This is a genomic window from Hymenobacter sp. UYCo722, assembly GCF_040547115.1.
Classification (GTDB): domain Bacteria; phylum Bacteroidota; class Bacteroidia; order Cytophagales; family Hymenobacteraceae; genus Hymenobacter.
Genome location: NZ_JBEPPC010000001.1, coordinates 573781 through 590279, shown reverse-complemented (window position 1 = coordinate 590279; position 16499 = coordinate 573781). Strand labels below are relative to the sequence as shown.

Annotated in this window: 16 protein-coding genes; 6 read left to right on the top strand and 10 right to left on the bottom strand. The window is 63.2% G+C overall.

The window, feature by feature from the left end; translation table 11 throughout:
- Nucleotides 1-40 precede the first annotated feature (40 nt).
- Nucleotides 41-853 (top strand): M48 family metalloprotease, encoded by an 813-nt coding sequence (locus ABIB44_RS02540; RefSeq protein ID WP_354583051.1) that lies wholly within the window; start codon nt 41-43, stop codon nt 851-853.
- Nucleotides 854-1148: 295 nt separating this feature from the next.
- Here ABIB44_RS02540 and ABIB44_RS02535 read toward each other — a convergent pair whose 3' ends face one another.
- Nucleotides 1149-1784 (bottom strand): LON peptidase substrate-binding domain-containing protein, encoded by a 636-nt coding sequence (locus ABIB44_RS02535; RefSeq protein ID WP_354583050.1) that lies wholly within the window; start codon nt 1782-1784, stop codon nt 1149-1151.
- A 156-nt stretch (nt 1785-1940) separates the two neighbouring features.
- Here ABIB44_RS02535 and mtgA point away from each other — a divergent pair, with 156 nt between their 5' ends.
- Nucleotides 1941-2705, top strand: coding sequence for a monofunctional biosynthetic peptidoglycan transglycosylase (gene mtgA, locus ABIB44_RS02530; RefSeq protein ID WP_354583049.1), 765 nt, complete (start codon nt 1941-1943; stop codon nt 2703-2705).
- A gap of 5 nt (nt 2706-2710) precedes the next feature.
- On the opposite strand, the gene ABIB44_RS02525 is transcribed toward mtgA, so the two are convergent.
- A complete protein-coding gene (locus tag ABIB44_RS02525) occupies nt 2711-2995 on the bottom strand; it encodes a TIGR03643 family protein (protein ID WP_354583048.1) in 285 nt (94 codons plus the stop codon).
- 158 nt (nt 2996-3153) lie between these two features.
- Here ABIB44_RS02525 and ABIB44_RS02520 point away from each other — a divergent pair, with 158 nt between their 5' ends.
- On the top strand, nt 3154-3624 hold the full coding sequence (locus ABIB44_RS02520; RefSeq protein ID WP_354583047.1) for a YybH family protein: 471 nt from the start codon (nt 3154-3156) through the stop codon (nt 3622-3624).
- Between the two features lie 62 nt (nt 3625-3686).
- On the opposite strand, the gene ABIB44_RS02515 is transcribed toward ABIB44_RS02520, so the two are convergent.
- Nucleotides 3687-4790, bottom strand: a complete 1104-nt coding sequence (locus tag ABIB44_RS02515) for an App1 family protein phosphatidate phosphatase (protein ID WP_354583046.1) — start codon at nt 4788-4790, stop codon at nt 3687-3689.
- Between the two features lie 111 nt (nt 4791-4901).
- Here ABIB44_RS02515 and ABIB44_RS02510 point away from each other — a divergent pair, with 111 nt between their 5' ends.
- Entirely contained in the window at nt 4902-6023 is a 1122-nt protein-coding gene (locus ABIB44_RS02510) for a DNA topoisomerase IB (RefSeq protein WP_354583045.1), read from the top strand.
- A 54-nt stretch (nt 6024-6077) separates the two neighbouring features.
- Here ABIB44_RS02510 and ABIB44_RS02505 read toward each other — a convergent pair whose 3' ends face one another.
- Nucleotides 6078-7577, bottom strand: a complete 1500-nt coding sequence (locus ABIB44_RS02505) for a hypothetical protein (RefSeq protein WP_354583044.1) — start codon at nt 7575-7577, stop codon at nt 6078-6080.
- A gap of 235 nt (nt 7578-7812) precedes the next feature.
- Nucleotides 7813-9423, bottom strand: a complete 1611-nt coding sequence (locus ABIB44_RS02500) for a hypothetical protein (RefSeq protein WP_354583043.1) — start codon at nt 9421-9423, stop codon at nt 7813-7815.
- A 111-nt stretch (nt 9424-9534) separates the two neighbouring features.
- Here ABIB44_RS02500 and ABIB44_RS02495 point away from each other — a divergent pair, with 111 nt between their 5' ends.
- A complete protein-coding gene (locus ABIB44_RS02495) occupies nt 9535-11136 on the top strand; it encodes a hypothetical protein (protein ID WP_354583042.1) in 1602 nt (533 codons plus the stop codon).
- Nucleotides 11137-11309: 173 nt separating this feature from the next.
- Here the strand turns inward: ABIB44_RS02495 and ABIB44_RS02490 are convergent, their stop codons facing one another.
- Both ABIB44_RS02490 and ABIB44_RS02485 read right to left on the bottom strand, forming a co-directional pair.
- Complete coding sequence (locus tag ABIB44_RS02490) at nt 11310-12023, bottom strand: spheroidene monooxygenase (protein ID WP_354583041.1); 714 nt, start codon at nt 12021-12023, stop codon at nt 11310-11312.
- Nucleotides 12024-12123: 100 nt separating this feature from the next.
- Nucleotides 12124-12636: a pyridoxamine 5'-phosphate oxidase family protein gene (locus ABIB44_RS02485; protein ID WP_354583040.1), complete on the bottom strand. Its 513-nt coding sequence runs from the start codon at nt 12634-12636 to the stop codon at nt 12124-12126.
- 127 nt (nt 12637-12763) lie between these two features.
- On the opposite strand from ABIB44_RS02485, the gene ABIB44_RS02480 reads away from it, so the two are divergent.
- The gene (locus ABIB44_RS02480) at nt 12764-13381 is read left to right on the top strand and encodes an acyl carrier protein phosphodiesterase (protein ID WP_354583039.1); all 618 of its coding nucleotides are present in this window, start codon (nt 12764-12766) and stop codon (nt 13379-13381) included.
- A 60-nt stretch (nt 13382-13441) separates the two neighbouring features.
- Here the strand turns inward: ABIB44_RS02480 and ABIB44_RS02475 are convergent, their stop codons facing one another.
- The 3 genes from ABIB44_RS02475 to ABIB44_RS02465 form a co-directional block, all read right to left on the bottom strand.
- The gene (locus tag ABIB44_RS02475; RefSeq protein WP_354583038.1) at nt 13442-13720 is read right to left on the bottom strand and encodes a SemiSWEET family sugar transporter; all 279 of its coding nucleotides are present in this window, start codon (nt 13718-13720) and stop codon (nt 13442-13444) included.
- 159 nt (nt 13721-13879) lie between these two features.
- Nucleotides 13880-14395 (bottom strand): FKBP-type peptidyl-prolyl cis-trans isomerase, encoded by a 516-nt coding sequence (locus ABIB44_RS02470; protein WP_354583037.1) that lies wholly within the window; start codon nt 14393-14395, stop codon nt 13880-13882.
- A 63-nt stretch (nt 14396-14458) separates the two neighbouring features.
- A complete protein-coding gene (locus ABIB44_RS02465) occupies nt 14459-16450 on the bottom strand; it encodes an AAA domain-containing protein (RefSeq protein WP_354583036.1) in 1992 nt (663 codons plus the stop codon).
- Nucleotides 16451-16499 lie beyond the last annotated feature (49 nt).

Here is a 16499-nt window from a genome sequence, read left to right as displayed (position 1 = left end):
CCCGGCGATTTTCTTTTTCATCCTTTTTTGATTGTTTACCATGCGCTTAAATCTCCGCTTCATCATCGGGCTCATCGTGGCGGCGGTGTCGCTGTTCGGCTACTTTTTTAATACTTCCAAAAACGAAGTGACCGGCGAAACCCAGCACGTCAACATGAGCACCGACCAGGAAATTGCCCTGGGTCTGCAGGCCGCGCCGCAAATGGCCGCCGAATACGGTGGCGAAAGCCCCGATGCCCGGGCCACCGCCGCCGTGCAGGCCGTGGGCCAAAAAATTATTGCCAGCACCAAAGCTGGCCAGACGCCCTACCGCTTTCAGTTTCATCTATTGGCCGACGACCAGACCATCAACGCCTTCGCGCTGCCGGGTGGCCAGGTGTTCATCACCAAAGGCATTCTCAACAAGCTGACCACCGAAGGCGAGCTGGCCGGTGTGCTGGCCCACGAAATTGGCCACGTGGTGGCCCGGCACTCGGCCGAGCAGGTCGCCAAGTCGAACCTGACGCAGGGCCTGGCTGGCGCGGCCACCATTGCGTCCTACGACCCCAATAACCCCGGTAGCTCAATTGCCAAGGGAGCCATCGCGGCAGCCATTGCCAAGGTGGTTTCGCTGCGTTTCAGCCGCAACGATGAGCTGGAAGCCGACAAGCTGGCCGTCGATTTCACGCCCAAAGCCGGCTACGACCCCCGCGCCATGATTCAGGTGATGCAGATGCTCCAGCAGCAGGGCGGCCGCAGCAGCACGCCGGAATTTATGAGCACGCACCCCGACCCCGGCAACCGCATTGGCGAGCTGCAAAAAGAAATTGCCGCGCAATATCCGCAGGGCGTACCAGCGGGCTTGAAGCAATAATATCGGACGAGTACAGATTTTGCAGTTAACTCGCAACGAAAAAAGGCTTGCCCATCGGCAAGCCTTTTTTCGTTGCTGTTCAGGAAGTCGCCAAAAACAACCAGCCCGTCATGCTGAGCTTGCCGAAGCATCTCTACCGCGCCGTTGGACGGCCCTGACAAAGCAGTAGAGATGCTTCGGCAAGCTCAGCATGACGGCCTTTTGACTTCCTAGACAGCTTCATATTCTTGATTTAGCCGCTCAAAACAGATTGCAACATCCGAGCAATTCGCTAAAAATCCTCCTGTCCGTGGTCCTAGAAGTTCGGGGGGGTGAGGTTTTTAAAGTGGCCATTCAGGCGCACCCGCTCCTTGAGGCGCTCGGTTTCGAGCACAACGGGCAGGATGGTGTCGAGGTGGTCGCGGACCATTTCCTGGCGTTCGAGCTCGCTGGTGGTGGCCAGCAGCTGGTATTCCTGCTCGGTGCTGAACCCGATGTGGTGAGCCACATCGAAAATGGCGTAGTCGGGAGCTAGTTCCAGCAGGAGCTTACGCAGGCCCAGGGCCTCGTAGAGCTGGCGAACCTGCTTCGTGATGACGGTGCGCAGCACAGGGTCGGCCTCCGTATCCTGGGTCACGTTTTCGACAAGGGCACCGGCGTAGAGCTTGCCGGGAGCCTGGCGATAGAACTTATTGATGCGGAACACCCCCACGGCCTTGGAGCGGATATCGAGCTCGCCGCTGGAGTAGGTTTGCTCGACGCTGAGCAGACGCATTTCAGTGCCGAGCTCGCTGAGGCTGTCGTTGAGATAGGGCGGAATGCCGAAGGTGGTATTTTGCTCGATGCATTCGCGCACCAGCTGGCGGTAGCGGGGCTCGAAGATGTGCAGGTTGAGCTTTTCGCCCGGAAACACCACGAGGTTGAGCGGAAACAGCGGAAGCAGGCGGGCCATGGGCAAATAAGTACTGGGGCGGAACGTAACTACGGGCGCAACAAGTGGCCCCCGGCGTTGGGTTTTGGCCCGCCCGGCAATACGGCCGGCGGCGGAGCGAGTAGCAAGGTAGGCGGGAATGCCGAAAAGCCGCGCAGGGCGCTACTTTTGCGCCCCATGTCCTCTTCCACCAGCTTAATTCCTGACGTTCGCACGCTGCTAAAAAAAGCCGGCCGGCTGCTGCTGCAACTGCTGGCCGCGCTATTTCTGACCTCGGTGGCCTGGGTGCTGCTCTACCGCTGGGTGGCCCCACCCGCCACCTGGCTGATGCTCGACCGCCGCGCCCACGCCCCGGTAGGGCTCGGCTACTACGGCATTCAGCCCGCGCCGCGCCGCATCCGCTACGATTTTCGCACCCTCGATGAGGTGGCCCCCACGGTGCCGCTGGCCCTGGTGGCGGCCGAAGACCAGCGCTTTCTGCTTCACCACGGCTTCGACCTCGATGCCTTGACCCAGGCCGCCCGACGCAACTGGAATGGCGACGGCAAGCACATCGTGGGCGGCAGCACCATTTCGCAGCAAGTGGCCAAAAACGTGTTTTTGTGGCAGGGCCGCAGCTACGTACGCAAGCTGGCCGAGGCCTACTTCACGGTGTTGATTGAAACACTTTGGAGCAAGCGCCGCATTATGGAGATGTACCTGAGCGTGGCCGAGATGGGCGACTGCACTTTCGGAGTAGAGGCGGCCAGCCGGCGCTATTTCGGTAAGTCTGCCAGCGAGGTGAGCCCCGCCGAAGCCGCGCTGCTGGCTGGCGTACTGCCCAATCCGCTTCGCTTCCGGGCTTCGAACCCCGGGCCGGTGGCGCGGGCCAAGCAGCTGCGCGTGCTGCGCAACATGCGCCGGCTGGGCGGCACCCGCTACGTGGCCGAAATGCTGAAGTAGGCGCGCTAGCTGCGCTTAGAAATTTTATTGATGCTGATACTGCGCTGCCGCGTGGATTTAAAGCGCCCGTCATCGACCGGGCTTTTGGCTTCGTGCTTGGTGGCCCGGCCCTGCACCCGGGCGCGCCAGCGGCGCCAGGAAGAAGCCTTCAACTCGCGGCGCATTAACTCGATAACGGCTTGCTCGCGGAGCCCAAACTGCTGTTCAATGGCGTCGAAAGGCGTACGGTCTTCCCAGGCCATTTCGATGATGCGGTCAATATCCTGGTCGGTGAGAGTGGGCTCGGTCATGGAAAATCAATAAAATCAGGGCCGTTACAGCAGTAGCAACTGCTGCTGCTGTAACAGCGCAAACCGTCGTTTGGCTAGCCAGCCTATGCGGTTTACGGGGTTTTGGGCGAGATTGGGGTCAGAATCTAAAATTTCTCCCATTCACCACCGATAAACCAATGGCTAATCTGAACATAACCCTGCACTTGCTAGTGTGCCTGGCCGGCGCACACGGGGCTGCCGCCCAGGCCACTCCCAAAGCCAAGCCGGAGGCCGACCGCCGCGCCATCGTGCAGGTGCTCACTACCCAAACCGCCGCCTGGAACCGGGGCGATATTCCCGGCTTCATGCAGGGCTACTGGCAGTCCGATTCGCTGGTGTTTATTGGCCGGAAGGGGCCAACCTACGGCTGGCAGCCCACGCTGGCTAACTACCAGAAAAACTACCCCGACGCGGCCACGATGGGCCAGCTCGATTTCGGCGGGCTGCGGGTGTCGCTGCTGGCCCCCGGCGCGGCGCAGGTGGTGGGGCGCTGGCACCTGGCCCGCCCCGCGGCGCTGGGCGACTTGCAGGGCTATTTCTTGCTGGTGATGCGGCAAATCAACGGCAAGTGGGTGGTGGTAGCCGACCACACCAACAGCAGCCAGTAACAACCACCTTACTGCCGTAACTCACCCACCATGTCGTCACCGTCGTTTGAGAGGGGCGCTGGTTAAGCCACCAGCCCCATTGCCGCCGCGTGTGCCGCTGCCGCCGCGTAATCGGGCACCAGCAGCATGGGCACGCCCGCCACTTTCAGCTCCTCGATGATGGGGCCGACGAGCAGAGCCCGCGCCGGTACCTGCACGTCGCGGATGTAGATAGCACGGATGCGGCCGGGGTGGCGGCGCACTACTTCGCGGTAAATGCGGGCATCTTCCTGGCCGCTGTCGCCGCAAAGCACGAAGGGCAGCATTGGGTAGGTGGTCAGGATGTCGTCGATTTCGTGGAGCTTGTGGGCGAAGTGGATGGCGGCCGAGCCCGTGATGCCGGGCGGGGGCGTGGTGCGCGGCGTGCCAATGGTGAAATCGCGCAGCAGGAGCGGGCCGGGGGGCAGCTCGTGGAGGCCCATAAACTCGTCGAGCATGTCGTAGAGGTTCCAGGGGCTGCTGCTCACGTAAAAAAAGGGGTTGTCGGGCTGGCCGGTGCGGCCGCGCTGGAGCTGGCGGTAGAACGCGGCCACCCCCTCGAAGGGCTGGCGCGAGTGGGCGTTGCTGAGCAGCGTGCGGGCCAGCATCTTGAACAGATTGGTGGCCCGGGTTTCGAAAACGGTGTCGTCGAGGTCGGAGATGACGCCGAACTCGGCGCTGGGTGGGGGCACCAGTACGCTGGCGGTGGCCTGTACGGCGGGCTGGCCGGGACCGAAGGGCGGGGGCAGGCGTGCCACGCGCACCGAAATGGGGTACCAGAGGTAGGCCGCCGGGGCAGGCAGGGCCTGGGGCTTGAGGATGAGCGTGAAGTAACCCTCATCGTCGGTCGTAACGAGGTGCTGGCTGCCGTCGGGTAACTCGGCCACGAGGTCGGCCCCGGCGATTTCGCGGCTGTTGAAGCGGCGCACCATGCTGCGAAAATTGCGCCAGCCGGAGTCGGTAGCTGTTTGGGGCTGCAGACCCCGGTCGCCAAGCAGCCGGCCTTTCACATAAATTCGGGAAGCCGTGCCGTAGCTGCGGTAGGCATCGAGTTGCAGGCGCTGGAGGCGGCCCTTGCGGACGAGGTAGCGGGTAAGAAAATGGTCGGTCCACTCGTTGAACGCGGACACGGGGTTAAGCAGATTCATGTGGCAAAACTACGGCCAAGGGCTGGTGCCGCCGTAGCTAGGACGTAGCCCCGCCGGCATCTTTTCCGTAGAATGCCGGTGCCCGAATTTCCGACTCCTACATCACTGACTATGCCTGCCGCCACCACTGCCCGCCCAAAAACCCGTAAAAAGGCTTTATCACCCCAGGATGAGGCCCATATCCTATATAAAGACCCCGCCCGCCAGGCCCAGATGGCCGGCCTGCGCTACGCCACCGACCAAGGCCCTGGCCTGACACGCAAACCCACCCGGGCCGGCAAATTTGCTTACTACGACGCCCACAACCAAAAAATCAGCGACGATAAGACGTTGGACCGCATCGGCAGCTTCGTAATTCCGCCGGCCTGGACGGAGGTGTGGATTTCGCCCTCGGCCACCACGCACCTACAGGTGACGGGCCACGACGCACTGGGCCGCAAGCAGTACCGCTACCACCCGGCCTGGGACGAGATGCGCAGCCTGACCAAGTTTTCGCGCCTGCGCACTTTCGGCGAAAAGCTGGAGCCCCTGCGCCAGCAGCTGAACAAGGACCTGGCCCGCCCGGACCTCGACCACGACCGGGTGGTGGCCCTAGTGATTACGCTGATGGACCAGTCCTTTATCCGGGTCGGCAATAAGGAGTACGCCAAAAACAAAGGCGGCAAAAAGGCCAGTTACGGCCTCACCACGCTCAAAGATGGCCACGTGGCGGTGAAGGGGGCCGACGTGAATTTTTCTTTCGTGGGCAAGAAAGGCGTGCCGCACGACGTGACCGTGCACGATGCCCGCCTGGCCCGGCTGGTGCGCAAGTGCAAGGAGATTCCGGGCCAGCACCTGTTTCAGTACTACTCAAAAGAAGGGCAGCGCCGGGCGCTCGAATCGGGCGACGTGAACGAATACCTGCAACGCCATACCGGCCTGGCGCTTTCGGCCAAGGACTTCCGTACCTGGGGCGGCACCGTGAAAATGGCGGGTTGCCTCGAAGCCGTGCTGCGCGACGAGCCCGACCTGGCTCCGGAGAAAGCAATCAAAAGCGCCGTGAAGGAAGTGGCCGTGGGTTTGGGCAACACGCCCACCGTGTGTTCCAAATACTACATTCACCCGCAGGTGGTCGAACTGTTCAAGTCGGGCCAGCTAGTGGAGTTCCTGCGCCGGCACGACGCCGAAACTACGCCCGACGACCTACTGCTACCCATCGAGCGGCTGGTGCTGAAGATGCTGGCGGACGCTTAACGCAGCAACGGCAGCAGGCGTGGGACTTGTCCCTGCCATGCATGTTATCGCAGGCTATTCTTCCGGTAGCTTATCGAACGCCTGGCCCGCCGGGGCGCTGCCCTGCTCGAAGCGGAGGCCGCGTCCCGGCGGGCGCAGTTCGTCGTTGCCCGGCCCACCGTAGATGTGGATGGCCGGCTGACGATTGGCCGGCGCACCATGAGTGGTGACGACAAATACGTCGTCGCCGCCCAGGCCTTCGAGCTGGATATGGCGGGTTTCGGCTGGCACGAAGGCGCGGTGGTAGAAGGCAACCGTGCCCTGCGCCGGAAATATCGTCACCACGGTAGAGTCGGCATAGCGGTGGATTTCGAACCGCTCCGCTGCTTGGGTGCCCGCAATGCGGGGCTGGCGGGCCAGGTCGCGGTAGAACGTCTCGGCCAGGGCGGGTAAATCGTCGCGCCGTGCCCGGAAGGCGGCCAGGGTGCGAGCCCCTTCAAGGGCGTATACGGCGGGTGGCAGGCGGCGCACGGCACGTTGCAGCACCGAGTCGGGCAAGCGGCGCTGCAGGTCGAGCGCGGCCGTCTGAAACTGGGCCCGCGTAAGCTGGTTGAGGGCGCGGCGGTCGAGGTATTCGCCGTTGGAAAGCTGAGCCACCGGGTTCTTGTAGCGCGGCCCGAACGTGACCCAATGCCGAATAGCGACGTGGCCAATCAGCCAGCCCAGCACCCCATCATCGAGGCGGTAAATAACCATGTCGCGGTCTTTGGGCAGGGGGCTGATGGGCGCGAAGCCGCCGGGCGTAGGCGCGGCCATGGCCCAGCTCCACTGGCCGGCGTGGCGGTCCCAGTCGCCTAGCCAGGCATCGAGCAGGCGCGCGCGCAGCAGCGCCGGTTGGTCGAAGCGCCGGTTGGGGCTGGTAAAAACGCTGGCGAAAGCCTTTTCACTGTTAACCACGCTGATGGGGGCGGGCTGCCCGGGAGCCAGGGCCGCTTTTTCTTCGAGGTACGCCAGCTGCCCGCGAAAATGGACCAGCGAATCGGATTGAAAAGCCGGGTCGTCGGGCCGTACGTAAAACAGCTGCGGCGAGGAGTGGGGCACGCCGGCGGCCCGGGCCAGTGGTGGCACCAGCAGGGCGGCATACGGGTTGGTAGAGGACACATTGTCGCGCAGCACATTCACCAGAAAGGTGCCCCGCACGGCTTCCGGCGTAGCCCGAATGGGGTCTTTATCAACGGTGCGAAGCACGTAGGCGTGGCCATCCCCGGCCGTCAGGCTCAGGCTGGTGCTGTTGAAACCGCCACCTACTTTGCCCGGGTGCAGGCCGCCGGGGCGTGCCGTACTCAGCCGAAATACCGGGGCCGTGACCGGGGCTGCCCAACTGGGACGGTGGTGGCGGCCCACCATTGCGTTGTACACGCCGCCGTGGCGGGCGTATTGCCGGCCCGCCGTCACATTGCGTACGCTGTCGGCCGAGGCGGATAGGAGCATGCTGGTATTGAGCCGGGCATCGGGCTGGAAAAAATTCTTCCGGACGCAGCCGCTGGCGAGTAGCCCGGCCAGCGTGCCTGCCATTAAAGTATAAAAGCGCAAACGAAACAGCATCAAGAGGAAGCAGGGGAATTAGGGGCGGGCGTTGAACGGAGGCGGGCCGAAAAAGGCTGGCGGGTAATGATGAACAGGCAATGGGTGGCGCATCGGCGTTAGCCACGCGGCTCTCCGGTTGAACGATAACAAATGAACGGACCCCGAAGGCTAAAATTGAACTGGTCATTCAATATTCAAACCTACACCAGCTTGTTTTACTGCCCTAGTCATCATTTAGGCGGTCGTAGGCCCGGTGCTTCTTAGGTGGCAGGCTGGCGCGGGGAGCGCCGGCGGCCGTCAGGTCGGAGGCTTCGTCGTAGAGGGTTAGCCGGCTGCTGCTGCCTTGCAGGCGCAGCTGGTCGTGGCCTTCGCCGCCATAGAGCTGCAGCCGCATGGGGTGGGCAGTGTTGATGGTAGTCAGCTCAAAAACGTCGTCGCCGCCCAGGCCATCGAGGCTTAGACAGGTAGTTTCCTGCCGGAAGTAGGTGCGCTGGAAATGCAGCGAATCGCCGGCCGGCGACTGGGTTCCCGAGTATATCTGCACCGTGGTCGAATCGGCGTAGCGGTGCACCACAAACCGTTCGGCCCGGGCGGTGCCGCCGAGCGTGGGCGTGCGCGCCAGGGTCAGGTAGTACGCCTCGGCCGCCTGGGGCAGCGTTTCGCGCCGGGCGCGAAGGGCATTGCCCAAGCGCTGCCCTTCGAGGGCATACACGGCGGGGGGCAGCCGGTGCAGGGCGCGTTCGATAACCGAATCGGGCAGGCGGCGCTGCAGGTCCAGCGCGGTGCGGTGGAAGTCGGCCCGGGTCATGCCCGAAAGCCCGCGCTGGTCGATGAACCGCGCCTGGTACACGAGGCCGTCAATATTATTGTACTCGTTGCGAAAAGTCTGGAACTGGGGCGCAATAAAGGGCCGGGCCGCCAGCCAGGGTATCAGGCCGTCATCGAAGCGGAAATACACCTGGTCGCGGTCCTTCGGAATGCTGAGGTAGCGCACCCGGCCGTTGGGTTCCCGGAATTCGGCCCAGCTCCACTGGCCCTCGTGGCGGTCCCAGTCGCCGAGCCACACATCGAGCAGGCGCGCGCGCAGGAAGGCCGGCTGGTCGATGTAGTGCGCCGGGTGGCGGTACACCTGTTTCAGCATGGCTTCGCTGCCTTCAAAACCGGCCGCGTCGGCCACGGCGGGCGTGCGCGAGGCCAAGGCATCGAATTTCTCTTCGAGCAGCGCTACCTTACCCCGAAACCGCTCGGACGATGCGCCCAGGCCGGTTTCATCGGCCCGCACGTACACCATACGCGGGCGGGTGTGCGGCACACCCGCCGCCTGGGCCAGCGGCGGCACCGTGAGCGCGCCGTAGGGCATTGCCGCCGAAGTGGCGTCGCGCACCACGTTCAGCACGAAGGTGGGGCGCAGCATTTCCGGCAGGGTTTTACTAGGCTCCTTGTCGAGGGCGCGCAGGGCGAATGCGCGTTTTTGGCTCCCCTCGAGCGTCATGCTGATGCTTTGGTAGCCGCCGCCGGCTTTGCCCGGGCGCAGGCCGCCGGGCGCAGCGGTGGCCATGCGCAGCACGGGAACCGCCACGGGCGCGGCCCACACCGAGCGGTAGTGCCGGCCAAAAAACAAGTAGTAAAGCCCGGAATGGCGGTTGTATTGGCGGCCGGCCGTGGCCAGCACCGAATCGGCGGTGGCGGGCAGCGGCTGGGCGCTACCGACTCCCACGCGGGCATCGGGCTGAAAATAATGAGGACGGGCGCAGCTGCTGGTGGCCAGGCTCAGGCCCAGCGCGGCGAATAAGCGCCACCGGTATCGGGCTTTAGAAAGATAGAATAGTGGCATCCGAAGAAAAATCGCGGCGGCAGGAATGAGCCTTTAACGCAGCTTAGCCGTAAAGGTGGGCCGGCCCGGCTTGCTGCCAGCACTTTCGGGCCGTTGCCAAAGGGGCCTCTTATGCCGAAAAGAATACGTGTACATGGTGGAGGGCTAGCCATAATGGGCCTGCTGGGGGCGTTGGGGCTGGATAGCTGCACCGGCCCGGCCGCCGGCCCGCCGCCCGCGCACTGGGCCGCCGACTCGGCCTCGGTACGCGTGGTGCCCGGGCCGCAGTATGCGCGTGGCGCGGTGTGGAGCGCGTTTTTCGGCCAGCACTACCGTTCCTGGTGGAACACGCCCGTGACGGTGCCGGTCATTCGGCTGGCCTCGGCCGTGCCCGGCGGACTGGTGCCGCTGCAAGCCGGCGGCAGCTACCAGAGCCACACGCTGCGCCTGCGGGCACCCGATGGCCGCGAATACGTGCTCCGCTCCGTGGATAAGGACATGAGCGCCGCGCTGCACCCGGGCTGGAAAAAAAACCTGCTGCGCGGCCTGCTCAAGGACCAAACCAGCGCGACTCAGCCCTACGGGGCGTATCCGGCTGCCTTCCTCGCCGAAGCGGCCGGGGTGTTGCACGCCAACCCGCGCCTGGTGTACGTGGGGGCCGACCCCGGGCTGGGCAAGTTCAACGCCGAATACCGCGATGCGCTTTACCTGCTGGAAGAGCGGCCCGATGGCGACCAGCGGCCGGTGGCCAGCTTTGGCCACTCGCCCAACGTGGTGAACTCGGCCCACATGCTGGCCGCTTTGCGCCGTAGTTCCCGCTGCTACGTGCCCGCCCGGGCCTACCTGCGCGCCCGCTTGCTCGACCTGTTGGTGGGGGACTGGAGCCGGCGCGAAGACCAATGGCGCTGGGCCAGCTTCCCCACGCCCGGCTCCGTCGCCTATCGCCCCGTGCCCCGCGACCGCGACCAGGCCTTCTTTCTCTTCGATGATGGCTTGATTACTCGGCTGGTTTCGTGGTTCGCACCCAAGTACCAAACGTTTCGCGGCTCCATCCGGCTCGAAAACGTCGACGGGCTCACTGCCACTGCGCGCGCCCTCGACCGCACCCTGCTTACCAGTCTGAGCGCGGCCGATTTCCGGCAGGTGGCCGATTCGGTGCGAGCGGCCTTGGCCGATAGCGTGCTGGCCCGGGCTTTCACCCAGGGGCCGCCCGAAACGCGGGCCGCCATTGCCGCCCGGTTTGTGCCCGCGTTGCAAGCCCGGCGCGAGCAGCTGCCCATGGTGGCGCAACGGTATTTTGAGCTCCTCAACAAGGAAGCCTGGCTGATTGGTACCGACCAAGCCGAGCGGTTTGTACTGAGCGGGGCCGACGGCGGCAAGTTGCGCGTACAAATGCTGGCCCACCGCGCGGGCCGGCCCGATAGCCTGATAACCGACCGCACCTTCGCGACGGCCACTACGAAAACGCTCGATTTGTACGGCCTTGGTGGGAATGACCGGTTTGAGGTGCACAGTGGCTTGCCGGTTGGCATTGCCGTGCGCGTGTACCAGGGAGCGGGCCAAAACCAGCTGCTCGTTTCACGCGGGGCCACCCCCGGCGACGTAACGTGGTACCTGGTACCCGGCGAAAAACGGACTCACCTGCCCGCTGGGGTGCAGGTTGAAGCCGACCCGCACCCCACGCTCACGGCCAATGCAAAGGCCTGGCTGGCGCGCTACAATCTGGATGATTGACAGTAAATCACGGCCCGGGCTTCCTGCTAAATTGCGAATGGGCCAGTATTATACTTTGCGCAAAGTGTTTGGCGGAAAAGGAGAAGATATGGAAAAGCGGTAGGGTACGGGGCTTGCTCCCGCACCCTACTTCGCCACGAGTGTTAGCCAACTTTCGAAGCCAATTGGGACGGTTAGGGTAGCAGGTCTGCCAGGGGGTTGTGGCCGTCGAGCGTGCCTTGGCTGCCCAGCACGCGGAAGCGGGCAAACAGCTCCTCGCCGTACCATTTTTCGCGGCGGGTGAGTTGAATTACCTCGCGGTGGCGGGCATCCTTGTACGCGTATTCCTGCATGGCCCGCGCCGATTCCCACACGCTGAACGTGGCCTGCCGCACCACTGGCAGCTCGCCCAGGCCAATGGCAGCCCGCACGCCGGCCGCCTGGGCCAGCGTCGCGCTCGTGGGCTCGACAAACTGCCAGAAGCGGGGCGCTTTACGCCAGCGAATGCTGGCCCGCGTGAGCACTGCCACCGGCGCATCCGGCGCATCCGTAGCTGGGGCCAGCTCATTCGCCGCAAACGGGTTTTGCCCGTCCCACAGGCCCTGGGCTTTGTATGGGGCCAGGTGCACGGTCCACTGCTCGGCGCTGCGCTGCTGGTATCCGGCCCAGAGCGGGTGGCGCGTAAAGAAGGCTTCGGCGGCGGCGGCATCGTCCCACACCCCCATAAAACCGTAGCGGTCGAGGTTGGGCCAGAAGCCAAAGCCGTTGGCCGCACCGCTGCCCAGGAGCTTAAAAAACCGCAGGCCGGCTACTCGTTTCAGCGGGCCAGGTGAGGTACCCATCTGAGCGAGGCCCCAGCGGCGGCGGCCGGGTTTGAGGGTGAAGACGGTGAGCGTAGTGAGCGACATACGAACCTGAAGGTCCGGGAAAATTCGGGCACTACAGGTTTCAGGCAACAAAAAAAGGCCGGAATTGCTTCCGGCCTTTCGCAAATTAGGCGTCGGGGCCTTACTTGGGCTGCACCTGAGCGTGCTGGTTCACGTCATCGTCCTTGCTGCGCTCGCCGGTTACTAAGGCGCGCGCGTAGGCGTAGGCCTGGCTGAGCAGGCTGCTGGGCGAATCCCAGAATTCGGCCTTGTCGATGGTGATTTTCAGGATGTTGATGCGTGGGTCGTCTTTGCCCTTGGGAAACCAGCCGCGCATGGGCTCGCTCCAGAGTTCGGCAATCTGGGCTTCGTCGCGGTAGGCATTGGCCTTGCCCGATACCGAAGCATAAACATTGCTGCTCGGGTCGGAATAGCTCAGGTTAACCTGGCTGTCTTTTTTAATTTCAAAGACTTTGGCCGATTCCGAGTCGGTGAAAAAGTACAGGGCCTGGTCTTCGCCGGGCTTAATGGTGGCCATGGGCCGGCTGTGCAGGCTACCGTGCTCGTCGGTGGTGGTGAGCATGGCCATGCGCACTTCTTTGATTTTTTCGAATAGCTGGGTCAGGTCGTGGGTTACGGGCGACTTATCGGACATGAGAAAGAGTGTTGGGGAGGTGAAAGAACCGGCCGCTTCCAAACCAGGCTGGCGGCTGAATTGCTTACGGCAGCCGGCCGGCCGGGGTTGAATAAACGCTGCCCGAACCCGTATCTTGCCGCCCCCAATGAACTTCCTGGCCCATCTTTTCCTGTCCGGCGCGCCCGGCTCGGCCACTTACGCCGACGTGCTCGTGGGCAATTTTATTGCCGACTCGGTGCCCGGCCGCCAGCTCGAAAACTACCCGCCCGCAGTGCAGGCCGGCATCCGGCTGCACCGCGCCATCGACACCTTCACCGACCAGCACCCCGTGGTGCGGCGCAGTACCCAGCGGCTTCGCGCGGCCGGCTACGGCAAGTACGCCGGCGTGGTTTCAGACATGTTTCTCGACCATTTCCTGGCCCGCAACTTCTCCGAATTCTCTTCTGAAAGCCTTTCCGATTTTGCTCAGCGCGTGCATATTGTGTTGAGGGCCCGCGAACCCGAAATGCCGCCCCGCGTGCAGCAGATGCTGCATTACATGGTGCAACACAGCTGGCTGCGGGGCTACGCCGAAACCGAAGGCATCCGCCGCGCGCTCGGCGGCCTTAGTAGCCGGGCCTCGGCTGGCTCGGGCATGGAAACCGCGGCCACGGAGCTGGTGGCAAACTACCCGCACTACGAGGCAGATTTCCGGGAGTTCTTTCCTCAACTACGCAACTATACCGCCGCCGAGCTGCTGCGGCTGATGGCTAGCCAGCTCTGATGCGAACGCAGCGAGTTCGTGCATTCGAACGCTCAAGCGCGCGGAGGCACGGCGTCCGGGCTACTTGGCTTCCGCATCAATCCCGGGCTTTTCAATCAGCTTTAGATAGAGAATAACGCTGCCCAACAGACCGCAAACCAGGTTGGTAAAAATGATGGACCAGTCGCCGAGCAGCAGCCCATACGCTTCCCACAGGCAGGTTCCCAGAAAAAGCATGATGTACGTTGGCAGCGAAAGGCTGGCCGTGGAGCGCGTTTTGATAGTTTTGTAGGCCTGGGGCACGTAGGCCACCGTGGTAAGCAGGGCGGCAATCGCGCCAATGGCGGAAACAGTAGTCATAAGCCGAAAAAAAAGCGAGAGGGCGAAACGGACGGTGCGGCTGTTGGGGCCTGTGGCAGCGGGCCTGCCCACCAAAAACGGGAGCGGCCTGCCAGCTGGCAAACCGCTCCCGTAAGGTAGGGCGCAAGGGGTGGCCGGCCGCCGGGGCCGGCGCTGGGCTTAGTGCTGGTGGCCGCCTTCGCCGTGCGCGTGGCCGTGGGCCAGCTCTTCGGCGGTGGCCTCGCGCACGTCTTCCACCTTGCCGGTGAAGTGCATGACCATACCGGCCAGCGGGTGGTTGAAATCCATCTGCACGGCTGTGTCGCCGATGCTTAATACCTTGGCTTGCATGTGGTTGCCCTCGTTGTCGGCCATGGGTAAGAAGTTGCCGGGCTGCAGCATTTCCTCATCCAGCTTGCCGTCGATGAGGAAAACCTCCTTGGGGATTTCGACCAGCGCCTGTTCGTCGTACTCGCCGTAGGCTTGCTCGGGGGTGAGGCTGAACTGAAACTCGTCGCCGGGATTTTTACCATCGAGCTGGGTTTCGAACTCTTCGGGCAGGCCGCTGTGGCCAAACAGGAAGACCATGGGCGCATCGGCTTCGGCCGACTCCACCAATACTTTTTCCTGGTTTTCGTCGGTCACGCTAAGGTCGTAGGTGATGGTGACGACTTTTTTATCGCTGATTGCAGCCATGATGGGGTAGGTGAGGTTTGGTAAGAGATACGAAGTACGGAATTTGTCGGAAAACCAGCCCGCTCAATCAGCGATTTCCCAGGCCGTGCGGTAGCCGCCAATGCGCTCCACGTACTCAATCAGCGACTTGAAAAATGGGTTGGCACTCAGGGTTGAAGAATCGCCGACGAGCAGCAGCTTTTTACGAGCGCGGGTCATGCCTACGTTCATGCGGCGGATATCGGAGAGGAAGCCGATTTCGCCGTGGTTGTTGCTGCGGGTGAGGGTGATGGCGATAATGTCGCGCTCCTGGCCCTGGAACGAGTCCACGGTGCCCACGCTGAGCTGGCGGTGGAGCATGAAGCCGCTGAGTTCGTCGTTTTCCTCAATGGCATCCTTTAGGTAATTGATTTGGGCCCGGTAGGGGGCGATGACGCCGATGCTGAGCGGGTCTTCCTCATGGTCGGCGGGGTCGTAGGATTCCAACAGCTGGGCGAGGCGCTTGAGGAGCAGGTCGGCTTCTTCGGGGTTGGCGGTGGAGCGGCTTTCGGGAATGGTGATTTCGGTGAAGCCGAAGCCGGCGGTGTCGAGGAACTCCACGGGCAGGTCGGGGGCGAAGCGCAGGTCGTAGGCGTCGAGGCCGGCGTGGGCCACGGTTTCGTAGGCCACCAGCTGGCCGTCGTAAAACTGGTCGGAGCTGAACTGCATGATTTGCTCGTGCATGCGGTACTGCACCGTGAGCATGCGGGCGGTGGCGGGTTGGCGCTTGATGGCCTTTTCGAACAGCGTTTCGCGCAGCGCGCCGGCCTTGTCGCTCTTCACGGTGGGCGGCAGCTGGTGGTGGTCGCCGGCCAGAATCACGCGCTGGCCCTTTGATATGGGAATCCAGCAGCCCGGCTCCAGCGCCTGCGCTGCTTCGTCGATGAACACCGTTTCGTAAGTGAGGTGGCGAATGTTGCGGTTGCTGGCACCCACCAGCGTGCACGTTATCACCTGCACCGATTCCAGCAAATCCTCGGTGATGTAGCGCTCCAAATCATCGGCCTGCTGGAACAGCATCCGCGCCTCCTCCTTCAGCATCCGGCGCTGCTGCTGCTCCTCGTAACCGAAGTTGCGCACGTGCTTGCTGGCGGTTTCGCGGTACTGGTCGGCGGTTTGGCGCATCGAGCGCATCTCGTTGTAGCTCTTGTGGTTCATCACCTGGGCATCGAGGGTATGCTCCAAAAGCAAATCGGAAACCCGCGACGGGTTGCCCATGCGAATGACGTTTACGCCGCGCTCGGCCAACTTTTCGGTGAGCAAATCCACCGCCGTGTTGCTGGGCGCGCATACCAGCACCCGCCGCTCGCGCCGGATGGTTTCCAGAATGGCCTGCACCAGCGTGGTGGTTTTGCCAGTGCCGGGCGGACCATGGATGATGGCCACGTCCTTGGCCGCCAGCACGTGCTTCACGGCCGCTTGCTGCGACTCATTCAGCGGGCTGGGGTAGAAGATATCGGAGGCTTTTTCTTCGCGGAAACGGGCTTCTTTGGCCCCCAGCAGGATATCGCGCAGGTCGGCCAGGCGGTCGCCATACGCGCCCATCACCTTGCCCAGGGCGTAGTCCATCTCACGGTAGCTCACCTCATCAAACGTGAGGTCGATGCCCATTTTATTGCCCTCGGTTACCCAGTCGGGCAGGTCTTCCTTGGTGGTGGCGAGCCGCAGCTTGTTGCGCCGCACGCTGATGATGACGCCGTTGAGTGTGGGCCGGTCGGTGGCCGAGCGGCCGGGCACGTTTCCAAACAAAGCCGCGTTCTTGCCCACCTGAAACAGGTGCAACCCGGCTTGGCCGGCGGGCCGCTCCAGCTCCAGCACCACCTTGCCACCGAAGCCAATGTCTTCCTGCGTGATGGTGACGGGGTACCAGGTGAGGCCGCGCTGCTGCCGCTCTGCTATGCTGGCCTTAGCGTTTTTGAGCTTGAACTGCACCAGGTCTTCCTGCTGCTCCAGCTTCATGAGGGCCTGCACTTGGCGCAGCTCTTTTTCGATGGCGTAAGGGTCGACGGGGGCGAAAGTGGGGGTAGTGTCGGACAAAAGAAAGCGGGTTGGGTTCGTTGGTTGAATAACAACGAAAAGAGGAAAT

What these genes read in the sequence shown, in the direction of transcription:
- ABIB44_RS02540 (WP_354583051.1), top strand. Translation starts at nt 41, where the DNA reads ATGCGCTTAAATCTCCGCTTCATCATCGGGCTCATCGTGGCGGCGGTG.
- ABIB44_RS02535 (WP_354583050.1), bottom strand. Translation starts at nt 1,784, where the DNA reads ATGGCCCGCCTGCTTCCGCTGTTTCCGCTCAACCTCGTGGTGTTTCCG.
- mtgA (WP_354583049.1), top strand. Translation starts at nt 1,941, where the DNA reads ATGTCCTCTTCCACCAGCTTAATTCCTGACGTTCGCACGCTGCTAAAA.
- ABIB44_RS02525 (WP_354583048.1), bottom strand. Translation starts at nt 2,995, where the DNA reads ATGACCGAGCCCACTCTCACCGACCAGGATATTGACCGCATCATCGAA.
- ABIB44_RS02520 (WP_354583047.1), top strand. Translation starts at nt 3,154, where the DNA reads ATGGCTAATCTGAACATAACCCTGCACTTGCTAGTGTGCCTGGCCGGC.
- ABIB44_RS02515 (WP_354583046.1), bottom strand. Translation starts at nt 4,790, where the DNA reads ATGAATCTGCTTAACCCCGTGTCCGCGTTCAACGAGTGGACCGACCAT.
- ABIB44_RS02510 (WP_354583045.1), top strand. Translation starts at nt 4,902, where the DNA reads ATGCCTGCCGCCACCACTGCCCGCCCAAAAACCCGTAAAAAGGCTTTA.
- ABIB44_RS02505 (WP_354583044.1), bottom strand. Translation starts at nt 7,577, where the DNA reads ATGGCAGGCACGCTGGCCGGGCTACTCGCCAGCGGCTGCGTCCGGAAG.
- ABIB44_RS02500 (WP_354583043.1), bottom strand. Translation starts at nt 9,423, where the DNA reads ATGCCACTATTCTATCTTTCTAAAGCCCGATACCGGTGGCGCTTATTC.
- ABIB44_RS02495 (WP_354583042.1), top strand. Translation starts at nt 9,535, where the DNA reads ATGCCGAAAAGAATACGTGTACATGGTGGAGGGCTAGCCATAATGGGC.
- ABIB44_RS02490 (WP_354583041.1), bottom strand. Translation starts at nt 12,023, where the DNA reads ATGTCGCTCACTACGCTCACCGTCTTCACCCTCAAACCCGGCCGCCGC.
- ABIB44_RS02485 (WP_354583040.1), bottom strand. Translation starts at nt 12,636, where the DNA reads ATGTCCGATAAGTCGCCCGTAACCCACGACCTGACCCAGCTATTCGAA.
- ABIB44_RS02480 (WP_354583039.1), top strand. Translation starts at nt 12,764, where the DNA reads ATGAACTTCCTGGCCCATCTTTTCCTGTCCGGCGCGCCCGGCTCGGCC.
- ABIB44_RS02475 (WP_354583038.1), bottom strand. Translation starts at nt 13,720, where the DNA reads ATGACTACTGTTTCCGCCATTGGCGCGATTGCCGCCCTGCTTACCACG.
- ABIB44_RS02470 (WP_354583037.1), bottom strand. Translation starts at nt 14,395, where the DNA reads ATGGCTGCAATCAGCGATAAAAAAGTCGTCACCATCACCTACGACCTT.